The 20,981-nt window shown below is 59.9% G+C and carries 17 protein-coding genes, 1 tRNA gene and 1 pseudogene; 13 read left to right on the plus strand and 6 right to left on the minus strand.

What is annotated here, in order from left to right:
- Positions 1 to 1,380 (minus strand): sigma-54-dependent transcriptional regulator, encoded by a 1,380-nt coding sequence (locus ACYVL5_RS18655; RefSeq protein WP_460597084.1) that lies wholly within the window; start codon positions 1,378 to 1,380, stop codon positions 1 to 3.
- A 455-nt stretch (positions 1,381 to 1,835) separates the two neighbouring features.
- Between ACYVL5_RS18655 and fdnG the strand changes: the two genes are divergently transcribed.
- The 5 genes from fdnG to ACYVL5_RS18680 all read left to right on the plus strand — a co-directional run bounded on the left by fdnG (position 1,836) and on the right by ACYVL5_RS18680 (position 8,905).
- Positions 1,836 to 4,868 carry a molybdopterin-binding domain-containing protein gene (fdnG, locus tag ACYVL5_RS18660; protein WP_460597085.1) on the plus strand — a complete coding sequence of 1,011 codons (3,033 nt, stop codon included), beginning with the start codon at positions 1,836 to 1,838 and terminating at the stop codon, positions 4,866 to 4,868.
- Positions 4,865 to 5,725, plus strand: coding sequence for a 4Fe-4S dicluster domain-containing protein (locus ACYVL5_RS18665; protein ID WP_460597086.1), 861 nt, complete (start codon positions 4,865 to 4,867; stop codon positions 5,723 to 5,725). Before fdnG ends, ACYVL5_RS18665 begins: the two co-directional genes overlap by 4 nt.
- Positions 5,722 to 6,936: a polysulfide reductase NrfD family protein gene (nrfD, locus tag ACYVL5_RS18670; protein WP_460597087.1), complete on the plus strand. Its 1,215-nt coding sequence runs from the start codon at positions 5,722 to 5,724 to the stop codon at positions 6,934 to 6,936. The genes ACYVL5_RS18665 and nrfD overlap by 4 nt, the downstream gene beginning before the upstream one ends.
- A gap of 280 nt (positions 6,937 to 7,216) precedes the next feature.
- Positions 7,217 to 7,882, plus strand: a complete 666-nt coding sequence (mobA, locus tag ACYVL5_RS18675; RefSeq protein WP_460597088.1) for a molybdenum cofactor guanylyltransferase — start codon at positions 7,217 to 7,219, stop codon at positions 7,880 to 7,882.
- A gap of 390 nt (positions 7,883 to 8,272) precedes the next feature.
- The gene (locus ACYVL5_RS18680) at positions 8,273 to 8,905 is read left to right on the plus strand and encodes a class I SAM-dependent DNA methyltransferase (protein ID WP_460597089.1); all 633 of its coding nucleotides are present in this window, start codon (positions 8,273 to 8,275) and stop codon (positions 8,903 to 8,905) included.
- 111 nt (positions 8,906 to 9,016) lie between these two features.
- On the opposite strand, the gene tatA is transcribed toward ACYVL5_RS18680, so the two are convergent.
- Positions 9,017 to 9,196 (minus strand): Sec-independent protein translocase family protein, encoded by a 180-nt coding sequence (gene tatA, locus ACYVL5_RS18685; protein ID WP_460597090.1) that lies wholly within the window; start codon positions 9,194 to 9,196, stop codon positions 9,017 to 9,019.
- A 235-nt stretch (positions 9,197 to 9,431) separates the two neighbouring features.
- Here tatA and miaB point away from each other — a divergent pair, with 235 nt between their 5' ends.
- The 8 genes from miaB to ACYVL5_RS18725 all read left to right on the plus strand — a co-directional run bounded on the left by miaB (position 9,432) and on the right by ACYVL5_RS18725 (position 17,746).
- Positions 9,432 to 10,847 (plus strand): MiaB/RimO family radical SAM methylthiotransferase, encoded by a 1,416-nt coding sequence (miaB, locus tag ACYVL5_RS18690; protein WP_460597091.1) that lies wholly within the window; start codon positions 9,432 to 9,434, stop codon positions 10,845 to 10,847.
- A 3-nt stretch (positions 10,848 to 10,850) separates the two neighbouring features.
- Positions 10,851 to 11,354, plus strand: coding sequence for a bifunctional nuclease family protein (locus ACYVL5_RS18695; protein WP_460597092.1), 504 nt, complete (start codon positions 10,851 to 10,853; stop codon positions 11,352 to 11,354).
- 411 nt (positions 11,355 to 11,765) lie between these two features.
- Positions 11,766 to 12,836: a M42 family metallopeptidase gene (locus tag ACYVL5_RS18700; protein WP_460597093.1), complete on the plus strand. Its 1,071-nt coding sequence runs from the start codon at positions 11,766 to 11,768 to the stop codon at positions 12,834 to 12,836.
- 311 nt (positions 12,837 to 13,147) lie between these two features.
- Positions 13,148 to 14,617 carry an IMP dehydrogenase gene (guaB, locus tag ACYVL5_RS18705; protein WP_460597094.1) on the plus strand — a complete coding sequence of 490 codons (1,470 nt, stop codon included), beginning with the start codon at positions 13,148 to 13,150 and terminating at the stop codon, positions 14,615 to 14,617.
- 111 nt (positions 14,618 to 14,728) lie between these two features.
- Positions 14,729 to 16,279 carry a glutamine-hydrolyzing GMP synthase gene (gene guaA, locus ACYVL5_RS18710; protein WP_460597095.1) on the plus strand — a complete coding sequence of 517 codons (1,551 nt, stop codon included), beginning with the start codon at positions 14,729 to 14,731 and terminating at the stop codon, positions 16,277 to 16,279.
- Positions 16,280 to 16,445: 166 nt separating this feature from the next.
- Entirely contained in the window at positions 16,446 to 17,096 is a 651-nt protein-coding gene (locus tag ACYVL5_RS18715; protein ID WP_460597096.1) for an HAD family hydrolase, read from the plus strand.
- 176 nt (positions 17,097 to 17,272) lie between these two features.
- Positions 17,273 to 17,575 carry a flagellar biosynthesis anti-sigma factor FlgM gene (flgM, locus tag ACYVL5_RS18720; RefSeq protein WP_460597097.1) on the plus strand — a complete coding sequence of 101 codons (303 nt, stop codon included), beginning with the start codon at positions 17,273 to 17,275 and terminating at the stop codon, positions 17,573 to 17,575.
- A gap of 96 nt (positions 17,576 to 17,671) precedes the next feature.
- Positions 17,672 to 17,746, plus strand: a tRNA-Gly gene (locus ACYVL5_RS18725).
- Between the two features lie 456 nt (positions 17,747 to 18,202).
- Here the strand turns inward: ACYVL5_RS18725 and ACYVL5_RS18730 are convergent.
- From ACYVL5_RS18730 to ACYVL5_RS18745, 4 genes and pseudogenes are all read right to left on the minus strand, one after another.
- Positions 18,203 to 18,568: pseudogene (locus tag ACYVL5_RS18730) on the minus strand (JAB domain-containing protein); the annotation flags it as partial.
- Between the two features lie 394 nt (positions 18,569 to 18,962).
- A complete protein-coding gene (locus ACYVL5_RS18735; protein ID WP_460597098.1) occupies positions 18,963 to 19,127 on the minus strand; it encodes a hypothetical protein in 165 nt (54 codons plus the stop codon).
- An 8-nt stretch (positions 19,128 to 19,135) separates the two neighbouring features.
- Entirely contained in the window at positions 19,136 to 19,480 is a 345-nt protein-coding gene (locus ACYVL5_RS18740) for a hypothetical protein (protein WP_460597099.1), read from the minus strand.
- Positions 19,481 to 19,566: 86 nt separating this feature from the next.
- Positions 19,567 to 20,451, minus strand: coding sequence for an ArdC family protein (locus tag ACYVL5_RS18745; protein ID WP_460597100.1), 885 nt, complete (start codon positions 20,449 to 20,451; stop codon positions 19,567 to 19,569).
- Positions 20,452 to 20,981 lie beyond the last annotated feature (530 nt).

The following is a 20,981-nucleotide window of genomic DNA, read 5'->3' on the forward strand; positions in this document are numbered from 1 at the left end:
TCAGATCTCCCGGGGGTAGCTGGTTGGGGTCTCGATCAGGTACTCCTCGATCTTGCGGTCCAGCGTGCGGCGGGCGATCCCGAGCACCTGGGCGGCCCGGCTCTTGTTGTTGCCGGTCTGCTTCAGGACGAAGCGGATATGGTCCTTCTCCACGCTCTCCAGCGACACCATGCGCCCCTGCGGCGCCGGCTCCTCGCTCGACTCCCGCTTCCAACCCGGCAGCACGTCGGCGGTAACCAGGTGTCCCTGGGCGAGAATGGTGGCGCGCTCCACGGCGTTTTGCAGCTCCCTGACGTTCCCCGGCCAATCGTAGGATTCCATCACCTTCAGAGCCTCGGGGGCGAAGTCGGTGAGCTCGCGGCCCATCCGTTTCGCGTACTTCTTGAGGAAATGGCGGGCGAGGGGAGCGATGTCCTCCTTGCGCTCGCGAAGCGGCGGGAGGTGGAGGGTAATGACGTTGAGGCGGAAGAAGAGGTCCTCGCGGAAGTTGCCCTGCCGGGCCTCCGACTCCAGGTCCTTGTTGGTGGCGGCGATGATCCGGATATCGACCGACTTCGGCTTGGTACCCCCCACCGGGATGAAGTCGCGCTCCTGGAGCACCCGCAAAAGCTTCGCCTGGGTGGCCGGGCTTATGTCCCCGATCTCGTCCAAAAAGAGCGTCCCGCCGTCCGCCTCGTCGAGCAGGCCGCGGTGGTTGGTGAGGGCGCCGGTGAAGGCCCCGCGGACGTGGCCGAAGAGCTGGCTCTCGAGGAGGCTGTCGGGAAGGGCGGCGCAGTTAAGCGACACGAAGGGCTTCCCCTTCCTGGGGCTTTCGTAGTGGATGAGGCGGGCCACCAGCTCCTTCCCGGTCCCGGACTCCCCGATGATGAGGGAGGTTGCCTCGCTGGCCGCGACCCGGTGGGCGAGTTCGAGGACCTTGCCGAAGTTCGGGGAGGAATAAACGATGGTTCCCATCCCCTGGCCGAGTGCCTCCTTGAGGGCGGTGTTCTCCTTGAGAAGCCGCTCCCTCTCCATCACCTTGTCGATGAGGCCGAGCACCTTTTCCTTCGGGAACGGCTTCAGGACGTAGTCGTACGCCCCGAGCTTTATCGCCTCCACCGCCGCACCGATCGAACCGAAGGCGGTCATGATCACTACCGGCAGCTCCGGAAAACTCTTCTTCACCCGTTTCAGGATCTCGATCCCATCCAGGTCGGGCATCTTTACGTCCAACAGGATGAGGTTGCAGCTCACCGGCGGAGTCTTCTCCAGGTAGTCCAGGAGCGACTGTCCGGAACTGAAAATGCCCGCCTCCACCCCGGCCGCCGAAAGAATCTTCTTCAGGTACCGGAGGATCTCGACCTCGTCGTCGCAGACCAGCACCGTCGGTTTAGTATCCATGCATCTCCTCGCCAAGAAGGAATTATCAACGAGAGTTATGCCCTCGCCTCCGGATAGGAGGCATGCTGGAAGGCTTCCTCTTATATCCCCTCGCCCCCTTTGGGGGAGAGGGTGGCCGAAGGCCGGGTGAGGGTAGATTTTAAAACCTCCCTCACCCCCGCCCCTCTCCCCTAAAGGGGCGAGGGGATACAGAGGGAAAGATTAGATGTAACCAACAACCCGGCCAGAATGACGCACCTCTCGTCAGCAATGCACAATTTCGTCCGGCTTTTAATAATTGGCCGCAAACACCACTATCCCCGCCACTTCCAGCAATCGCGCCGGTTTCACCCGCCCCGGGTCCATCTCCTCCACCTTCCTGTAAACGGTGGCACACCCGTTGCTGTATACACCCCGGCAAAACCCGGACCATCATACGGCAATTAGCCTGTAATAGGGAAGGAAAAGGAGATTTTATGGCAATTTCAAGAAGGGCGTTTCTGAAGGGGGGAGCCTTCGCGGCAGGTGCCGTGGCGCTCAACAACACCCCTGCCGAAGCGAGTGCGGACGCGCCGGAAACCAGGATCAAAGGGGTAAAGTCGAGTACGACCATCTGCCCCTATTGCGCGGTTGGATGCGGCCTGCTGGTCCACACCAAAAACGGCAAGATCATCAACATCGAGGGTGACCCCAACCATCCGATCAACGAGGGTGCGCTCTGCTCGAAAGGGAGCTCGCTCTTCCAGGTGGCCAACAACGAGCGCCGCCTGCAGAAGGTGATGTACCGCGCCCCCGGCTCCGACAAGTTCGTCGAGAAGTCGTGGGACTGGGCGCTGGCCACCATCGCCCAGCGGATGAAGGATACCCGCGACAAGAGCTTCAAGGTCTCCGAGCTCAACAAGAAGGACAACAAGGAGTACGTGGTGAACCGCACCGAAGGGATGGCCTTCTTCGGCGGCGCCGGCCTCGACAACGAGGAGTGCTACCTCTGGACCAAGTTCTCCCGTGCCATGGGGATTGGTCAGCTCGAACATCAAGCCCGATTATGACACTCCTCCACAGTCGCCGGTCTGGCGGCTTCGTTCGGTCGTGGTGCCATGACCAACCATTGGGTTGACCTGAAAAACAGTGACTGCATCTTCATCATCGGCTGCAACCCGGCCGAGAACCATCCCATCTCGTTCAAGTGGATCGAGAAGGCGATGGAGAACGGCGGCCAGGTGATCGTGGCGGATCCCCGCTACACCCGCTCCGCCTCCAAGTCGGACATCTACGCCCAGCTCCGTCCGGGCACCGACATCGCCTTTTTGGGCGGCATGATCAACTACGCGCTCAAGCACGACATGATCCACCACGATTACGTGCGCGACTACACCAACGCCGCGTTCATCGTCAACGCCAAGTACGATTTCCAGGACGGTCTCTTCTGCGCCTTCGACGACCAGGAGAAGAGCTACGACCTGAAGGCGTGGGCCTACGAGCTCGACGGCGCCGGGAACCCCAAGACCGACCCGAGCATGAAGGACCCGCGCTGCGTCTACCAGCTCCTGAAGAAGCATTACTCCCGCTACGACGTCGACACGGTCTGCAACATCACCGGGACCCCCAAGGAAGCGTACCTCAAGGCCGTCCAGGCCTTCTGCTCAACCGGGCGCGCCGACAAGTCGGGGACCATCCTCTACGCGATGGGGATCACCCAGTCAACCCACGGCACCCAGAACGTCCGCGCGGTGGCCATGCTGCAGATGCTCCTGGGCAACATCGGCATCGCCGGCGGCGGGGTCAACGCCCTCAGGGGCGAGTCCAACGTCCAGGGTTCCACCGACTACGGTCTGCTCTTCCACCTTTTGCCGGGCTACCTGAAGTCCCCCGAGTTCGATAACGTCGATCTCAAGGCCTACAACGAGAAGTGGACTCCCAAGACCAAGGACCCCAAGAGCGCCAACTGGTGGGGGAATACGCCGAAGTACATCACCAGCCTCCTGAAGGCCTGGTACGGCGACAACGCCACCAAGGAGAACGACTTCTGCTACTCCTACCTCCCGAAAAGGATGGGGAGCTATGCCTACGGCAAGATCATGGAGAAGATGGGCAAGGGGGGGCTCGAAGGCCTCGTCTGCATGGGGATGAACCCCGCCATGGGCGGCCCTGACTCGGGTGCCGCCCGCGACGCGCTCGGCAAGCTCAAGTGGCTCGTCACCGTCGATCTATGGGAGACCGAGACCTCCATCTTCTGGAAGCGCCCCGGGGTGAACCCGAAGGACATCCAGACCGAGGTCTTCATGCTGCCGGCCGCCTCCTCGGTAGAGAAGGAAGGTTCCATTTCCAACTCCGGCCGCTGGGCCCAGTGGCGTTACCGCGCCGTCGAGCCGGTCGGGGATTCCAAGAGCGACCTCTGGATCATCGACCAGTTCTACAAGCGGGTCTCCGCCCTCTACAAGAAGGACAAGGGGGTCTTCCCGGAGCCGATCACCAAGCTCGCCTGGAACTACGGCAACGGCGAGGAGCCGGACGTCCACCTGGTGGCCAAGGAGATCAACGGCTACTTCCTTAAGGACACCACCATCAAGGACAAGGACAAGGTGCTGGAGTTCAAGGCCGGCGACCCGGTGCCGCTCTTCAAGTTCCTCGCCGACGACGGCTCCACCACCTCCGGGTGCTGGATCTACACCGGCTCCTACACGAAGGACGGGAACCTGATGGCACGCCGCGACGCAAGCGACCCGACCGGGCTGGGGATGTTCCCGAAATGGGCCTGGTGCTGGCCGATCAACCGCCGCATCATCTACAACCGCGCCTCGGTACAGAAGGACGGCACCCCGTTCAACCCGAAGCGTCCGGTCATCGCCTGGAACGCGCTGGAGAAGAAGTGGGTGGGCGACGTGCCCGACGGTCCCTGGCCGCCGATGTCCGATGCCAAGGAAGGGAAGTACCCCTTCATCATGCTGCCGGAAGGGCATGCGCGCCTCTACGCGCTCGACCTCAAGGACGGCCCGTTCCCCGAGCACTACGAGCCGATGGAGAGCCCGGTCAAGAACCAGATGTCCACCCGCCAGAACAACCCGGCGGTCGCGGTTCCCAAGAACGTCTCGAGCGACCTCGGCAAGTTCCCGTACATCGGCACCACCTACCGGATGACCGAGCACTGGCAGGCAGGCGCCATGACCCGGAGCCTCCCGTGGCTCGCCGAGCTGGTTCCCGACATGTTCGTCGAGATCAGCGAGACCCTCGCCAAAGAGAAGGGGATCAAGAAAGGCGACAAGGTCCGCGTGGTCACCGTGCGCGGCACCATCGAGGCTGTGGCCCTGGTCACCGCTCGCCTCAAGCCGCTCCATGTGGAAGGAAAGCTGGTGGAGCAGGTCGGCATGCCGTGGCACTTCGGCTACGCCGGCATGGTCACCGGGGACAGCGCGAACGTCCTGACCCCCACCGTGGGATGCGCCAACACCGCCATTCCCGAATTCAAGGCATTCCTGTGCAACATCGAGAAAGGGGGGCGTAAGGGATGAGCAGCGAGAAGATCGATTTCAACAAGACCAAGACCTTCCTGATCGACACCACGAAATGCACCGGCTGCCGCGGCTGTCAGGTGGCGTGCAAGCAGTGGAACCAGCTGAAGGGTGAGACCACCCACTTCTTCAGCGGGGAAGGGTACCAGAACCCGCCGGCCATGAGCGAGTACACCTTCACCAGGATCAAGTTCAAGGACTACCAGAAGCACGGCCAGAACGAGTTCGCCTTCTACAAAGAGATGTGCATGCACTGCAACGACCCGGCCTGCGCCTCGGTCTGCCCGGTCGGCGCCTTCCACAAGACCGCCGAAGGGCCGGTCGTCTACGACTCCAAGCGCTGCATCGGCTGCCGTTTCTGCATGATGGCCTGCCCGTTCGGCGTTCCCAAGTACGAGTGGAGCAAGGCCTTCCCGCTGGTCCGCAAATGCACCGGCTGCTACTCGAGGGTGAAGGAAGGGATGAAGCCCGCCTGCGCCACCGCCTGCCCGACCGCCATAGCGTACGGCACCCGGGAGGATATGCTCAAGGAAGCCGAGAAGCGCCTGGCCAACCGCCCCGACCGCTACTACAAGGCGATCTACGGCAAGGAAGAGGCGGGCGGCACCAGCGTCCTCTACCTGACCCACCAGCCGCTGGACGAGCTCGGCTTCAAGCCGGTCACCAAGCGTGCGCTCCCCTCCTACACCTGGCAGGCGCTCCGCTTCGTCCCGGGGATCTTCCTGGGCGTGGGGGGCACCCTCTCCATGGTCTCCTGGTTCCAGCAAAGGAAAGACCGGATCGCGAGGGAGGAACAGGAGCAGGCACTCTGCGCCGGTAAGCGGCCGGAGGATACCAGGAAGGAGGACCACCAATGACCGCCGCCAAGATCGTCATCAATGAAATCAAGGGGTACCACCGGTTCATCAAGTTCATGATGGTCCTCGTGGGCCTGGGCGCCCTGGCCTCCCTGGTCCGCTTCATCTTCGGCCTGGGTGTCACCACCAACCTGAACGACACCTATCCGTGGGGACTCTGGATCTCCTTCGACGTCGTGACCGCCGTACCGCTCGCTGCCGGCGCCTTCACCATCGGCATCGTGGCCCACGTCTTCCACATCAAGAAGCTGGAGCCCCTGGTCCGTCCCGCCATCGTGACCGGTTTCCTCGGCTATTCGCTCGTCTGCGTCGGCCTCCTCCTCGACCTCGGCCAGCCGCAGCGCGGCATCAACGTGCTCCGCTACTGGAACATCCATTCCCCGATGTTCGAGGTCTCCATGTGCGTCATGGCCTACACCACCGTGCTCACCCTGGAGTTCCTCCACCCGGTGGCCGAGAAGTTCGGCTGGCACCTGCCGCTGAGGCTTCTCCGTACCCTGGAGCTCCCGTTCGCCATCCTGGCGGCCATGATCTCCACCCTGCACCAGTCCACCCTGGGGACCTTCTTCCTGATCGCGGTCGACAAGCTGCACAGCCTGTGGTACAACCCGCTGCTGCCGCTGCAGTTCTGGCTCTCGGCGATCTTCACCGGCCTCTCCATCGTCATCTTCGAGGCGAGCCTGGTGCACAAGTACATGGGGCAGCCGGACGAGTCGGAGCTTCTTGCGACCCTGACCAAGATCATCCCCTGGATCATGGTCGTCTACCTCTGCGTGAAGTTCTCCGCCCTGGCCTTCCTCACCAACGGCCCGCTCTTCGACCGTCCGGTGCTCTTGGCCCTGTTCGTGCTGGAAGTCGGCCTGGGCGTGGTGACCCCGCTCTGCATGTACTTCACCAAGAAGATCAAGACCGACAAGAAGCTTCAGCTGCGAGCCGCCAGTCTTGTCATCTTCGGCCTGGTGATGAACCGCTTCAACGTCTCCATGTTCGGGATGGAGCAGCCCGGCAACATGATCTACGCCCCGTCGCTGATCGAGTCGCTGGTTACCATCGGGATCATCGCCGCCCACATCCTGTTCTTCGTGCTCATCGCGAAGTACTTCCCGATCTTCGAGCACCATCCGGAGACCGTCGACTACAGCATCCCCGACCGCATGCGCCGGATCGACCACGGCACCAAGCAGCCCGCCGGCAGCGAGGCGAGCGCGTAATATTAAGTTCCCTCCCCCTCGAGGGGGAGGGGCAGCCACTCCATATCCCCTCGCCCCTTTAGGGGAGAGGGGCTGCCATTCCATATCCCCTCGCCCCTTTAGGGGAGAGGGGCAGGGGTGAGGGAGGTTTTTAAATCCACCCTCACCCGGCCTCCGGCCACCCTCTCCCCTGAAGGGGCGAGGGTATAGTGGGAAGCCTCCGGCCATGCTCTCCCCTGAAGGGGCGAGGGTAAAATGAGGATGGCCTCCGGCTACAAGGGCGCCAATCGAGAGAGAACCGATGAAAGCAATCGCAAATCTGATAGACGAGAGCTTGTTTGCAGAGAACGTAGCCGCCCCACTTCACGTTGGAGGCCAGCCCGCCCTTCTCCCCGACGTCACCGCCGTCATCCTGGCCGGCGGGCAGTCGCGCCGGATGGGGCGAAACAAGGCCGTCCTTCCCTATGGTGGCGTCCCCCTCATCGAGAGGATCTACCGCCAGGTCAACGAACTTTGCGCCGACACCGTGGTGGTGACCAACACGCCGGAGCTCTATCCTTTCCTTCCCTGCCCGAAGGTGAAGGACCTCTACCCGGGGATGGGGCCCCTGGCAGGCATCCACGCCGCCCTTACCCACAGCCGTACCCGTTACATCCTGACCGTCGCCTGCGACATGCCCTGGATCAGCCCCGCGCTCTTCCGGGCGCTGGCCCGCGAGGCCCGCGGCTGGGACGTCGTCATTCCGGAAGGAGACCACGGCATGGAGCCTCTGCACGCGCTCTACTCCCGCGACTGCCTCCCCGCCATCGAAGCGATGCTGCAGCAGGAGAGAAGAAGGGTGGTCTCCTTCTTTGACCAGGTGCGGGTGAAGGTCTTCCCGATGGAGCAGACTGCCCGGCACGATCCTTCCCTGCGCGCCTTCCGCAACATCAACACCGTCCAGGAGTATCTCGCCCTGGAGTCCTGATCAACTGAGACAGTTCCCCTAGCTCCCTCCCGATGAAGGGGAGGGGCAGTTCTTGCCAAAATAGAGTTGCAATGCCGCAAGGGGGATTCCCTCCCGACGCAAGCAATCTACCCTGTGCCGAAGAAGAATGAGCATCTCCTTTGGCAGATCATCCTGACCCCGTACAAAACAGGATGATCAGGTCAGCGTCGCCCCCCTTGCGGAATTTTTTCTCCCCCTCCGCCTCCGTTACCTTGACATTCATATTCCTGAATACTATTGTGTGAAGCACGTTCTAGGTTCTACGTTCTATGTTGAAAACCTCTGGCGAGCTTGCTAGGCGTCGCGGTTTCGGCTGTTAACCTAGAACGTAGAACGTAGAACCTAGAACTGCTTTTCAGGAGGTTTCCGGTGTCCAAGGAAGGAAGACGCGACTTCGATGCAGCCGCCGCCCAATGGGACGAGCAGCCGCGGCGGGTGAAACTCGGCAGGGATATTGTGGAAACCATCAGGAAGGAAGTCCCTCTCGACAGCCGGATGGTCGCCCTCGACTATGGCTGCGGTAGCGGTCTGGTTACCCTTGGCCTTCAACCGTACGTACAGCACATCACCGGCGGTGACAGCTCGAAGGGAATGCTGGAAGTCCTGGACGGGAAGGTGAAAGCGGCGGGCCTGACCAACGTGGACGGCATGCTGCTCGACCTGGAAGTAGAGGTGAAGCTTGAGAAGCGGTACGACCTGATCGTCAGCAGCATGACCATGCACCACGTGGAAGACGTCGCCAAGCTGATCGAGTCGCTGGCCGCCTCGCTCAAGCCGGGTGGCTGGCTGGCCCTGGCCGACCTGCAGAGCGAAGACGGCAGTTTCCACGACGACACCACCGGCGTCTTCCACCACGGCTTCGATCCCGCTTTCCTGTCCGGCGGGTTCGCGAAAAACGGCCTGAGCGAGGTCCGGACCGTCACGGCGGCAGAAATCGAAAAGCCCCAGGCCGACGGCACCATCCGCCGCTATCCGGTCGTCCTCTGCGTCGGAAAGAGATAACGGGGATTCACCATTCCTTTATACCCTCTCCCCCAAGGGGGCGAGGGTATAGTAAGAGAGCCTTCGGCTACCCTCTGAAGGGCGAGGGTATAGTCAAGACGGCACCGGACCTTATTTCCCCTCTTTCTCCTCCTTCGGATTGATCACCCGGGGCTCGTCCTTGACGCCTTTGCGGAAGCTCTTCAGGGTCTCACCGAGCGAAGCCCCCAGCTGCGGCAGTTTCCCCGGTCCCACCACCAGTACTATCACCACCAGAATCACAATCAGTTCCGGCATCCCGATTCCGAACATGGCAATCCCTCCCTCTCAATTCTCTGTTAGAGTATAAAAAGAATTTTTTTCTTATACCAGACCGCGCACCCACTGACAAGGCGCCCGCTGGTCTTCCAGCAAGAAGTCACCTCCGGTGGGAGATTGTCTCTCATCCCGCCGCCAGCTTCTCCGAAAAATCATTCATTTAATATGCATTGACGTCTACCGGCTGAGTCACGTATTATCCAACCATTTAAAGAACGGGAAGAAAGTTGTGATACAGGAAAAAAAGCTCTATCTCGAAACGTTCGGCTGCCAGATGAACGTGAGCGATTCCGAGAAGATCGTAGGACTGATGAAAGGGATAGGGTACCAGCAGACGCCGGACCCCACCCACGCTGACCTCATACTGTTGAATACCTGCAGCATCAGGGCGAAGGCCGAGCAGAAAGTCTACGGCCACCTGGGGAAGTTCAAGTCGATCAAGCGCAAAAGGCCCCACCTCATCATCGGGGTAGGGGGGTGCGTCGCCCAGCAGGAAGGCGAGCGGCTCCTCGAGAAGGCTCCCTTTGTCAACCTGGTCTTTGGCACTCATAATCTGCACCTGTTGCAGGAGATGGTCGCCGCCGCGGAAACCGGCAAGCGCCGGATCGAGACCGACTTCCTCGACGACGAGAAGCGCTTCGATCTCTACGGCGCGGCCGACACCGACAGCGGCGTCACCCGCTTCGTGACCGTCATGCAGGGGTGCGACAATTTCTGCGCCTACTGCATCGTTCCCCACGTGCGCGGCCGCGAAATCAGCAGGAGCGCCGGCAAGATCGTCGAGGAGGTCGCCGCCTTGGCCGCCGCCGGTGTCACCGAGGTGACGCTCCTTGGTCAGAACGTGAACTCGTACAGCTCGAAAAGTCCCGGCGAGCCCGATTTTCCCGATCTCCTGAGGATGGTAGCCGAGGTGGAAGGCATCGAGCGGCTCCGCTTCACCACGTCGCACCCGAAGGACATCTCGGAGCGGCTGATCGCCTGCTTCGCCGAGATACCGAAGCTGGCGCCTCACATCCACCTTCCCGCCCAGTCGGGGAGCGACCGGGTGCTCAAGGCGATGAACCGTGGCTACACCAGCGCCGAGTACCTCTCCAAGGTAGCCGCCCTCAAGGCCGCCTGCCCCGGGATCCAGATCACCGGAGACATGATCGTCGGCTTCCCGGGTGAAGAGGCGTCCGATTTCGAGGAGACCCTGGCGCTCATGAAGGAAGTCGGCTACGCCGACCTCTTCTCCTTCATCTACTCGGCCCGTCCCGGTACCAAGGCCGCCGAGTTCACCGACCTCACCGGGAAAGAGGAGAAGCAGGCGCGGCTGGAGCGGCTCCAGACGGCGCAGAAGAAGACCACCCTGGAGCGTAACCAGGAGATGGTCGGGACGATCCAGGAAGTCTTGATCGAGGGCTTAAGCGACAGCAAGGATTCCCTCTTCGGCAGGACCGGTGGCAACCGTGGCGTCATTATCGCGGATGCGCCCACCTTCGCCAAGGCTTCGGCGGGTGCACCCACCTTCGCCAAGGCTTCGGCGGGTGAACCCACCGTAGCCTTGGCGAAGGCGGGTGCGGGGAAGGTGGTCCCCGTGAAGATCGTAGAAGGTTTGCAGACGCTTCTAAAGGGTGAGATCCTTGACCCCCCGGGGAGGGAATGAGACATGTACATTGAGATGAAGGTATTCGGGTTCGCCCTGGACGGCATCGCCCAGATGCCGGTGATCATTCTGAAGGACGCCGAGGAGAAGAACGCGGTGCCCGTCTGGATCAGCACCAACGAGTCGGTCTCCTTCGCCGCCGAGTTCGTCGGCCGTGAACTCTCCCTCAAAAACGGCCGCAAGGACGCCTTCAGTCTACTGGTCGACAAGCTCGGGATGAAGCTCACCAGTGTGGTGATCGAGAGCCTCAAGGACGGCGTCTTTGCCTCCTACGTCTCGCTTCTCTCCGCCGACGGCGAGCAGATCACCGTCGATCTCCACGTGAGCGAAGCGATGCTCATGTCGCTTAAGTATCGGATCCCGGTCATGGTCAACAGCGACCTGATGACCCAGGTTTCCAGCCTGGATCTGACCGAGGAGGGATTGAACCAGGAGAACAACGCCCGCCGATTCGTTGACTTCCTCGACCAGCTCGATCCCTCCGACATGGGAAAGTATCCCATGTAAATCAAAAGCAATAGAACGCGGATGACGCGGATTGAACGGATTTACACGGATTAACCTTAAAGTCTTTAAGCCTTTTAGGGTTAACCCGAAGACTTAGTATTTGATCAATCCGCGTTCATCCGTCAAATCCGCGTCATCCGCGTTCCAAGGTTCAGGTTTTGTTTTTAAGGTTTTGGGGTTACCCCAAAGGCTTGGCCTTTGATTGATCCGTGTAAATCCGTTCAATCCGCGTCATCCGCGTTCTAAGGTTTTTAGATTTTAAGATTTGACAGGTTCTAGATTAATCCGCCTTTATCCGTGTCATCCGTGTTCCATTGTTTTTTGGGTAGTATTGAACTCGATCGCTTTACAGGGTAGGGTAGAGTCATAGACTCTGCTCTATTTCTATTTAATCCATACGGAGTGACAATCATGCGCGAAGCTTCCTTCGAATTCCTTCAGCAGCTTCTGGCCGCGCCCAGCCCCTCGGGGTACGAACAGCCGGCCCAGCGGGTCTTCCGCTCCTACATTTCCTCCTTCGCCCAAGTCGGCACCGACGTCATGGGCAACGTGTTCGGCATGATCCAGGGGGAAGGGGAGAACCGCCCGAGAGTGATGCTGGTCGGCCATTCCGACGAGATCGGCCTCCAGGTCCGCTACATCGACGACAACGGCTTTATCTACTTCGCCCCCATCGGGGGGGTCGACCCCCACATCACCCCAGGCACCCGCGTCCACATCCACACCTCCAAAGGGAGCATCAACGGCGTGATCGGCAAACGGCCGATCCACCTGATCGAGCCCAAGGAGCGTGATAGCGTCATCAAGCTCGACAAGCAGTACATCGACATCGGTGCCGCCGACAAGAAAGAGGCCCTGGAGATGGTACGGGTGGGAGATCCGATCACCTTCGCCCTGTCGCTGGAGCGCCTGGCCGGCGACCGCGTCACCTCCCGGGGGCTCGACGACAAGGCCGGAAGCTTCGTGGTCGCCGAGGTGCTCCGCTGCGTGTCCGCGCTCCCCGACAGGCTTCCCATCGACCTCTACGGCGTCTCTTCCGTCCAGGAGGAGGTCGGCCTGCGGGGCGGCACCACCAGCGCCTACTCGGTCAATCCCGACGTCGGCATCTGCGTCGAGGTGGACTTCGCCACCGACCAGCCGGACGTGGAGAAGAAGCATAACGGCGAGGTCGGCCTTGGCAAGGGGCCGATCCTTCCGCGCGGCGCCAACATCAACCCGGTGCTCTTCGATCTCCTCTCCGACACCGCGCAGAGCGAAGAGATCCCGGTCCAGTACACCGGCATCGCCCGGGCCACCGGCACCGACGCCAACGTCATGCAGATCTCACGGGGAGGGGTTGCCACCGCGCTGGTGAAGATCCCGCTTCGTTACATGCACACCCCGGTCGAGACACTGTCCCTCTCCGACCTGGAAAACGCCGTCAAGCTGATCGTCTTCACCCTGTCGCGGATCACCAACAAAGAGGCCTTCATCCCGAGCTGATTAGCGTTTCCCCGCCCTTAACACCCCCCCCCCCTCGCCCTCCGGGAGAGGGGCGGGGGTGCGGGAAGATATAGAACCACCCTCACCCGGCCTTCGGCCACCCTCTCCCGAAGGGAGAGGGGATGGGGTGTGGGCCTTCGGCCACTCTTCCCGTAGGGCGAGGGGCGTGTAACGCTGTTTTGTATACATATCAACCACTTCCCGTCACTGCGCGCTCTCCAATGAGTCTATTTTTAGTTGACTTGGCGATCCCCCTGTATTAGGTTTTCCGGTTAATATCCTTTGCGGCACAAACAAAAGGAGTCTCCCTTATGTTAGAAAGCAGCATCCCCGAAGGGCTCACGTTCGACGACGTTTTGCTCCTCCCCGCCCACTCCCTCATCCTCCCCCGCGATGTAGATCTCACCACCAGGCTCACCGGCAACATCCATCTGAACATACCGCTTGTGAGCGCTGCCATGGACACGGTAACGGAGTCACGGGCGGCCATCTGCATGGCTCGCGAAGGGGGACTCGGTTTCATCCATAAGAACTTCACCATCGCCGAACAGGCCATGGAAATCGACAAGGTGAAGAAGAGCGAGTCGGGGATGATCGTCGACCCGATCACCATGCGCCCGAACCAGAAGATCCGCGAGGCCCTCGAGCTGATGGCCAAGTACCGGATCTCCGGGGTGCCGATCACCAAGGCCAACGGGAAGCTGGTGGGGATCCTGACCAACCGCGATCTTCGTTTCGAGACCAACCTCGACCTCCCGATCTCCGAAAGGATGACCAAGAAGAACCTGGTCACCGTCCCGGTCGGCACCACGCTCGAGCAGGCCAAGGAACACCTGAAACACACCCGCGTCGAGAAGCTCCTGGTGGTCGACGAGGAGAAGAACCTCAAGGGTCTCATCACCATCAAGGACATCGAGAAGATCAAGAAGTACCCGAACGCCTGCAAGGACGCCCTCGGCCGTCTGAGGGTCGGCGCCGCTGTCGGCCCCACCCCGGATGCCGAAGCCCGCATCGACGCCCTCATGAAAGCCGGCGTCGACGTGGTGGTCATCGACACCGCCCACGGCCACTCCCAGGGGGTGCTCGACGCCATCGTCCGCATCAAGGGCTCCTTCCCGAATCTCGAACTGATTGCCGGCAACATCGCCACCGCCGGCGCCGCCGAAGCCCTCATCAAGGCCGGCGTCAGCGCCATCAAGGTCGGCATCGGACCGGGCTCCATCTGCACCACCCGCGTGGTGGCAGGCATCGGCGTACCGCAGATCACCGCCATCGCCGACTGCTCCAAGATCGCCAAGAAGTACGGCGTCCCGATGATCGCCGACGGCGGCATCAAGTATTCCGGCGACATCACCAAGGCGGTCGCCGCCGGTGCCGACGTCATCATGATCGGCTCCCTCTTCGCAGGGACCGAGGAGTCCCCGGGCGACACCATCCTGTACCAGGGGCGCGCCTACAAAGGGTACCGCGGCATGGGCTCCATCGGCGCCATGAAGCAGGGGAGCAAGGACCGCTACTTCCAGAGCGACGTCGATGCCGACGTGAAACTCGTACCGGAAGGGATCGAGGGGATGGTTCCGCTGCGCGGACCGCTCTCCGCCAACGTCCATCAGCTGATGGGCGGCCTGAGGGCCGGCATGGGATACACCGGGAGCCGGACCATCGCCGATCTGCAGGAAAACGGCCGTTTCGTCCGCATCACCGGCGCCGGTCTGAAAGAGTCCCACGTCCACGACGTCATGATCACCAAGGAAGCACCGAACTACCGCGTCGAGAAATAGGCCCTAATCAGCCACGGAGACTTTACCACTTCACCCTCCCCTTCAAGGGGAGAGCAGGGGTGAGGATGGGGTAAAGGTCTCCGTGGCAAACGTTTTTATAGAGGAAAAACGATGACCATCGACATCCATTCCGAAAAGGTGCTGATCCTTGACTTCGGCTCCCAGGTGACCCAGCTGATCGCCCGCCGGGTGAGGGAGCAGAGCGTCTACTGCGAGATCCACCCGTTCAACATGACCCTTGCCAGGATCAAGGAGTTCGCCCCCAAGGGGATCATCCTCTCCGGCGGCCCCTCCAGCGTCTACGACAAGGATGCCCCGCACTCCGATCTCGGCATCTACGACCTCGGCATCCCCATCCTCGGGATCTGCTACGGCATGCAGCTCATGACCCAGCAGTTGGGCGGCCGGGTCGAGAAATGCGACAAGCGCGAGTTCGGCCGCGCCACCCTGCTCCTCGACGGCAAGAGCGACGTCTTCACCGGCTTCGAAGGGGGCGCCGAAGTCTGGATGTCCCACGGCGACCGGATCGAAGAGATGCCCGCCGGCTTCCAGCTGATGGCCCACACCGAAGGGTGCCCCATAGCCGCCATGAAGGACGAGAAACGCCGCTTCTTCGGCGTCCAGTTCCACCCCGAGGTGGTGCACACCCCGCGCGGCGACGAGATGATCGGCAACTTCCTCTTCAACGTCTGCGGCTCCAAGCCCACCTGGACCATGGCCAACTTCATCGAGACCGAGATCGCCGCCATCCGCGCCAAGGTCGGCACCGGCAAAGTCCTCTGCGCCCTCTCCGGCGGGGTCGACTCCGCCGTCGTCGCCGTCCTCATCCACAAGGCGATCGGCGACCAGCTCCAGTGCGTCTTCGTCAATAACGGCCTCTTACGCAAAGGCGAGGCCGAGAAGGTGGTCAACCTCTTCACCAAGCACTTCCAGATCAACCTCGACTACGTCGAGGCCGAGGAGCGCTTCCTGAACAAGCTGACCGGCATCTCCGATCCCGAGCAGAAGCGGAAGATAATCGGCAACGAGTTCATCTACCTCTTCGAGGAAGAGGCCAAGAAGCTCGGCCAGGTCGACTACCTCGCCCAGGGTACCCTTTACCCCGACGTGATCGAGTCGGTTTCCACCAAGGGCCCCTCCGCCGTCATCAAGAGCCACCACAACGTGGGGGGCCTCCCCGAGAAGATGAACCTGAAGCTCCTGGAGCCGGTCCGCGAGCTCTTCAAGGACGAGGTGCGGCTTCTGGGCAAAGAGCTCGGCATGCCCGACGAGATGGTCTACCGTCAGCCGTTCCCGGGACCGGGCCTCGCCATCCGCTGCATAGGCGAACTCTCCGCCGAGAAGCTCGACATCCTCCGCGAGGCCGACGCCATCGTCATCGAAGAGATCCGCAAGGCAGGGTTATATCGCGAGATCTGGCAGTCATTTGCCGTACTCCTCCCGGTCAAGACCGTGGGGGTCATGGGTGACGCCAGGACCTACGAATACACCTGCGTACTGCGCGCCGTGAACTCCCTCGACGGCATGACCGCCGATTGGGTCAAGCTCCCCTACGAGATACTCGGCAGTATTTCCTCGCGAATCATCAACGAAGTGAAGGGCGTCAACCGGGTGGCCTACGACATCAGCCAGAAGCCCCCCGCAACCATCGAGTGGGAATAGGTAAATATCCCCTCCCTTGGACCCCATTTTGCAGTGCGAATCGCGGCGCCGGTACAACCGGCCGCCGCGATTTTCTTTTATCCTCTCGGCAACTCCTTCCGCCTCGGTTCCCTCCCCTTCAAGGGGAGGGGCAGGGTGAGGATGGGGTGAACTAAGAAGGACCCAGATGCCCGCGTTAAAACTCCTCATCTTCGACCTGGACGGAACCCTGATCGACTCCCTCCCGGACCTGACCGACGCCGCCAACCGCATGCGCGAGCACTTCGGGCTCTCCCCCTTCACCATCCCCGATGTCCGCAAGCTGGTCGGGCAGGGGGCGCGCTCCCTCGTCGAGCGGGCGCTTCCGGGCGCCTCCGATTCGCAGGTCGAAGAGGGACTGGAGATCTTTCTCGCCTACAACCTTGCCCACATCGCCGACAAAACCCGTCCCTACCCGGGCGTCGCCGAAACGCTCCAGGCACTCCACGATCGTGGCTTCACCATGGCCCTCGTTTCCAACAAGAACGTGGCTCTCTGCCGCGAGGTGCTCGCGAAGCTCGGTCTGGACCGTTTCTTCCCGACCGTCCTGGGGGCCGACTCGCTTCCCTTCAGGAAGCCGTCCCCGGAGCCGGTTCTGGCCCTGGTCAAGAAGTTCGAGCTCGATCCCCGCGAATGCGCGATGATCGGGGACAGCATCAACGACATGGCCGCGGGCGAAGGGGCCGGAGTGATAACGATCGGATGCCGTTACGGTTATGGAGAAGCGTCTGAGCTGGCGGGAGCCGATTTCCAGGTAGAGGAGTTCCCCTCCCTGCTGAATCTTCCGGTCTTGAGCTAAGAGCCTTCCATAACCTCCTCCCTCCCCTCTGAACTGCTCCCTCCCCTTCAAGGGGAGGGCGGGGGTGAGGATGGGGTTGCTAAGAAAAAATGCGCCGAGCCATGAAAAAGGCCTAAAGTTATTGTTGCAAACGCCGACTAGGGGAAGGTACAAGCTATTACTGGGGGATATTGCAAATGAAAATTGAAGATGTGAATCAGCAGGCGGCAGTCGCATACGTTGGTACCCAGCGGGTCGACAACAAGCAGCCGGAAACTGCCGATACTCACCGTGACGGGGCCGCGAAGCAGCAGGCGACCGCTGACAAAGTCGATCTCTCTCCCTATATGCCGGTTGCGAGCTCACGTCAGCGCCAGGACATGAGGGTGAACAAGATCGAAGATCTCAAGGCGCAGATAGGGGCGGGGACCTACCAGGTACCCGGTCGTGCCGTTGCCGAGAAGATGCTTTCCAAGATAGTGATGCCGAGCTCCTTGTAGAAGGGGAGCCGGCATCCATCCCTCTCACCCTTGTGAGGTAATGTACAAAATCATTGACAGCTGCACGATGCTGAGGTATAAAGTTCGCTCCATCAAGCGGGAATAACTCAGTGGTAGAGTGTCAGCTTCCCAAGCTGAAGGTCGCGGGTTCGAATCCCGTTTCCCGCTCCATAAAAACAATAGGTTAGCCGATTCTGGCTAGCCTTTTTTATTTTTTTGTAGCAATATTGTAGCAGATTGCGGCAATTGAGGCCCGTAAAACCCGATAGAGCCGGGAACCCCTCCGTGTCAAGGTCACAGGAGATCACCCTCGGCGACGAAATGCAAACGGCCTCATTGTTTGCTTTGAGGAGCAGAGGTAACAAGCGAAGCGCGTTAGGCTACAGGCAACTTCGTTGGCATACAGATTGCGGATTCACTCCTCAACCGCCGACTACCGATTCCCCTACCATTACATTAACCGAAACAACACCCAAAACCCGAGAAACGCAGTGCCACAGTACCCACAGCGTCGTTAGCTCTAAAAAAAGCGAGGGCACCTTCGCCCCCGCCATTTTACGAATCTCCAGCAATCATCTTTCCTGCGGGACCACTCTCATGATTGCCGGTGTGCAAATTAGCCACAAGTCAGATGACTCCCCTTTCCACGAACGAATAGTAGCTTGAGCCGACAATAATATGGTCAAGCACCTTTATACCGAGAAGATCACCCGCCTCTCTGAGCCGTCTGGTTACTTCCAAATCTTCAGTGCTGGGTGTCGGGTCTCCCGTTGGGTGGTTGTGCATAAGGATCACTGCCGCCGCAGATGACAACAGTGCTGTCTTGAATACCTCACGAGGATGGACGATGCTCTGGTTCAAACTGCCAACGCTGCATATGTCCACCGCCAATATTCTGTTCTTACCGTCCAGGTGCAAGGCGATAAAATACTCCTTGGTCTCGTCCTTGAGGAAACTGAAAGTGTCAAATATCTGTGTTGGCGACGTGAACCGGATCTTTGGTGACAGATAGTTACCTGCTCCCTCATTAACTGTTAGGGTTTCATATACAGCCTTGATCTGCTTGAACTTAATGCTACGTGGCTTGGGGTCTGCTATCTCGATGGGTCCGAAGAGTCCGTCTACTGTCATGGTGCTTTCTCCTGTCAGAAATGAGCAAAGGGGCCTTGTGGTTGGCCCCTTCTGTCTGGTCGTTTTAATTGTAAGTAGTTGGTTTATCTGTAGTGGTAACGTGGCTTGCTAAGTTGAACCGGCTTGTTGAGCTTTGCGTAGACGAGATTTAACAACATCTCCGAACACTTGCTGCAAAGAATGGTCGCGGCGCTATCTTTGGCTGGTATGAACATGTCTGATGCAGGGTCTAACGTCCCATGTCTGATACCGTGAACTAGCTCCATCCTTCCGATCTTCCTTCCACAATTCTCACATCTGCACCGCATACATCCTCCTGGATAATCCTTACTGTTCCCTTCTTACCTTTGAGACAGGTATCGTCTGTCGGGTAGTAGTCCTCGTAAATCGGGTAGCATCTGTTACATCTGAAAAGCGCCATAGTCCCTCCTAAATCAGGTAGTCGATCAACTTGGAGACCATCGTTACAGGAGATAGCTTCTCCCAGGTCTTTCCGAGAACCCTTATTAGCTCCTGGGGGGTGTGGAAAATCACGGTGTTGATCGGGTCACTCTCTGGGGCCATGAAACTGTGCATTCCGATGTAGCCACGGCCCTTGTTCGTGACCAGTATGTAGATGGCGACGCCTTGAGTGAATACGTGAATGGTGTCGGAAGTGGCACCCTGGATGTGGTACTTGTTGTCTCCGTGGGTAAGCACCAAGGCGCTGATATATGCCCCCTCGTACCTGTTAATGGTGTGGAGATTGATGATTGGGTTGGTAAGCTGTTGCATGTGTCCTCCTTAAACGGTGAAAGGACTTTGGCCTGGTGGCCGCCGTCCTATTCGTCGCAATCGTCTGTCCGAGATGGTGAGTGTGGCTATTCCGGGTCTGTCTCCTCGGATCCAAACTGCTTCCCAAGGATGTGGTCTGTGGCTGCCTGTGCCCTCGCTGCTGCGATCACGAGCATCTTCTTGTTTTCCTTCGACCGAAGCACCTTCATCCAACTGTCGATGTACGCTGCGCTCAGGTCTATTGTCTGGGGGCTGATCCCCGCATGGGCACAGAGATACGATGCAGTGAACTCCGCCACGAGTTCCTCGACCTGCCGGTCATGTAAATCGAACCCGTTCAGGTCCACTACCTCCTTTCTGGCAAGACGATGTGCAGCACCTGTGCTGTGGCCTAATTCGTGGTAGAGAACTGAAAAATAAGACTCGCTCTGGTCGAACGTATGCGGGTGGGGCATCTGTACGATGTCATCGGCAGGTCGGTAGAAGGCTCTGTTGCCTCCGTGGCGGATAGTCGGTGCTCCTCTGTATCCTTTCGGGACTTGCGCAGCCTTCTCAATGGGGGTGAACTCGTTAACGACCTCCTCTGGCTCCGGTGGCACGGAAAGGCCCTCGCACTGCTCCACTGAGAAAACGTTGTAGAACTTCAACATGGGGATTTTCCCGTGCTTCGTTGTCTCCTCGGCCTCCTGGTCCGCAGTCTTCTTGTCCAGCATCTTCCAGAAGACGACCATCGAAGACTTCTCGCCACGCTTCACGTGTCCACCGAGGGAAACAGCTTGGCGGTAGGTGAGCCAATATGGCGACGAATACGGAGATGCTGCCAGGAGGAAAGGATTGATTCCCCGGTAAGGCTTCTTGCTTACGAGGTTGCGTGCGATTCCGCTGCCTCCCGACCAGGACTTACGCCAGGGACAGGTTCCGGCTTCGAGCAGTTGGAGAATGCGGTCGGTAACGGTCTGATAGATGTCCATTTTATTGCCTCCTTTGATGAAACGACGAAAGGCACCCTCCGGTATGGAAAGTGCCTCTCGTGTTGACGGTATGACGACTGTTGTGGGGGGTGTGGTTCCGGGCTACGAGGTGTCGTTCATGTTCGTTCTCCTTCTGTGGCTGGAATGGTAGATCGATGTCGGTTGGTCAACGGCTAATGAAAAAGCCGACCATCGCGCGGCGACAATCGGCTAGAAATATTTCCGGCAAAAGTGACCCCCGCCGTCGTAAATAGTCCCTTCGGAGTCCCGTTTCCTTTCGCTCACCTCTCCTTAAGCATTTCTCGCTTCAAGATTTCCAAAGCCCCCCCCGGCCTTTTTCTTTCGGCCTTCTCTGTATGGTTGGCCTGCATATGAGACAAAAGTGAAATCCGATTAAAATTTGCGTATTCCGCGGCAAGCCGGCCACCGATTCCGATCGAAGTCGGCCACCCATTCCGATTCAAGCCGGCCATCTATTCCGTTTGATTCCGGCCACCCCCTGAGCTCCTTCCTCCATCCCCGCCTTTAGC

It is taken from the genome of Geomonas sp. Red276, assembly GCF_054784495.1.